The organism is Streptomyces sp. rh34 (assembly GCF_002551245.1).
Classification (GTDB): Bacteria; Actinomycetota; Actinomycetes; order Streptomycetales; family Streptomycetaceae; genus Streptomyces.
In genome coordinates this window covers 1-2,032 of the sequence record NZ_NTGZ01000493.1, presented here as the reverse complement: position 1 = coordinate 2,032, position 2,032 = coordinate 1, and the positions used below count along the sequence as shown (strand labels likewise).

2 protein-coding genes and 1 tRNA gene are annotated in these 2,032 nt (G+C 70.9%); 1 reads left to right on the top strand and 2 read right to left on the bottom strand.

The window, feature by feature from the left end:
* Positions 1 to 85 precede the first annotated feature (85 nt).
* A complete protein-coding gene (locus CR470_RS37590) occupies positions 86 to 682 on the bottom strand; it encodes a DUF4365 domain-containing protein (RefSeq protein WP_097872218.1) in 597 nt (198 codons plus the stop codon).
* Between the two features lie 226 nt (positions 683 to 908).
* Between CR470_RS37590 and CR470_RS37585 the strand changes: the two genes are divergently transcribed.
* Entirely contained in the window at positions 909 to 1,634 is a 726-nt protein-coding gene (locus CR470_RS37585) for a 3'-5' exonuclease (RefSeq protein WP_097872217.1), read from the top strand.
* A 65-nt stretch (positions 1,635 to 1,699) separates the two neighbouring features.
* On the opposite strand, the gene CR470_RS37580 is transcribed toward CR470_RS37585, so the two are convergent.
* A tRNA-Val gene (locus CR470_RS37580) sits at positions 1,700 to 1,771 on the bottom strand.
* Positions 1,772 to 2,032 lie beyond the last annotated feature (261 nt).

Below are 2,032 nucleotides of genomic sequence, written 5' to 3'. Positions count from 1 at the left end.
GGCGGGGGCCCGGGGCGGGCGGTGGGATGCGAGCGGGCGGCGGGCAGTCCCGCTCCGCCCGTGGGCTCGTCCATCGACCGGTGCATCAGGGTCTCCCTCCGGCCCCGACCCGGGCCATGATGTCGCAGAGTGCGCGGTCGTCGAAGATCCGCGAGGTCGGAATGCGCACAGTGGTCCGGTACCGGCCCGTCACCGCGTGGCCGGCCAAATTGGTCCAGTAACAGCAGTGGCGCAGATCGAGGCCCCCGGGCCCGGCGCGCAGCCAGTCGTCCTGGCTGCGGGGCACGATCATCACGACCAGGATCTTGTGCACCGACACCGGGCTGCGGGCGAGCTTCACGAGGTGGGCGTTGTCGAGCGTGAAGGAGAACGCCCCGCCCGCCGGGTGCGGCGGTATCTGGTAGGTGCACTTGAGCTGCACCTTGATGGTCACTTCGTCGTCGACGGTGTGGGCCGGGGCGCCGTGGCTGACGTGCCAGTCGATGCCGTTGTCGGGGAAGGGCTGGGACAGGGAGCATCCCGCCGCCGCCGCGACGGCGTGCAGATAGCCCACCTGAAGGGTCTCCATGCAGGCGGTGGTGGCGAGGGAGCCGCGCAGCGGCGTGTCGAACTGCTGCGGCAGCCGCGGCCCGAAGGCCTCGGCGCGGGCGGTTCCCCCGGGGTCGGGCTGCGCGAGCGCCATGGCTCCGTGTGCCTTCCGGGCGTGCCGATCGATGGCAGATGGTCTGCCGGCGAGTGTCGTGGGCTGGACGGATCGACGGACGCCGGAGGCAACTTCCCGGCGTCTCACCTGTGTTGTCACCGCATCGGACCGCCCGCAAACGGCGTATCAGGCAAACAGCCCGGGTATCACCGATATCGGGCAGAGGAATCACTCCATCTGCCGTGCGGGTGCGAGGAGTTCGGGGATGATGCACTGGTTCGAGGGGCCACTGGCCGCTTTTGACACGGAGACGACAGGCGTGGACGTCGAGCGGGACCGGATCGTTTCGGCCGCTCTCGTCGCGCAGGACACCGCGGGCGGTCGCGTCCGCGTCACGCGCTGGCTGGTCAATCCGGGGGTTCCGGTCCCGCCGGGGGCGACCGGGATCCACGGTCTGACGGATGACCACCTTCAGCGCAACGGGCGTTGGCCCGCCCCGGTGATGGACGAGATAGCCCGGGCACTGGCGGAGAGCTGCGCGACCGGCCGGCCGCTGGTCGTGATGAACGCCCCCTTCGATCTGACGCTGCTGGACCGGGAGTTGAAGCGGCACCGGGCGTCGTCGCTGGCCGGGTATCTCGACGGGGTGCCGATGCGGGTGGTGGACCCGAGGGTGCTGGACAAGCATCTGGACCGCTACCGCAAGGGCCGCCGTACGCTCACGGACCTGTGCGCGAGTTACGAGGTGGTGCTCGACGGGGCCCATGACGCGGCGGCCGACGCGACGGCTTCGCTGGAGCTGGTACGGGCGGTGTGCCGGCGATTCTCGGCCCGGCTGGAGCGGCTGTCGCCGTCCGAGCTGCACACCCTTCAGGCGACCTGGCACGCGGCCCAGGCGCGTGGCCTGGAGGCGTGGTTCGCGAAGAGCGGGACGCCGGAGACGGTGGATCCGGCGTGGCCGCTGCGCCCGGAAATGCCGACGGCGGCGTGAGGGGTTCGCGGGGCAGAACATGCGAAAGCCGGTCCGCGTGATGCTGGCGGACCGGCTCTCCCCGGTGGGCGATACTGGGTTCGAACCAGTGACCTCTTCGGTGTGAACGAAGCGCTCTCCCACTGAGCTAATCGCCCGGGAACGGGTTGAACCATACAGGGCTCCGCGGGCTTCGTTCAAACCGCTTCCGGGTGGGGCCCTACTCAGGGCGGTGCGGCCGGGAAGTGAGTATCCGAGCGCATGTACGGGCCGGGTGGCCGGGGCCACACTCCCGTACATGGAACATGTGCCCCAGCCCGCCGAGGAACTGGCCCGCCTCGACCGAGAACTGGCCGAGCTGGACGCCCGCCGGGCCCAGCTGCTGACCCGGCGCGCCTGGCTGCTCGCCGCGCTGCGGC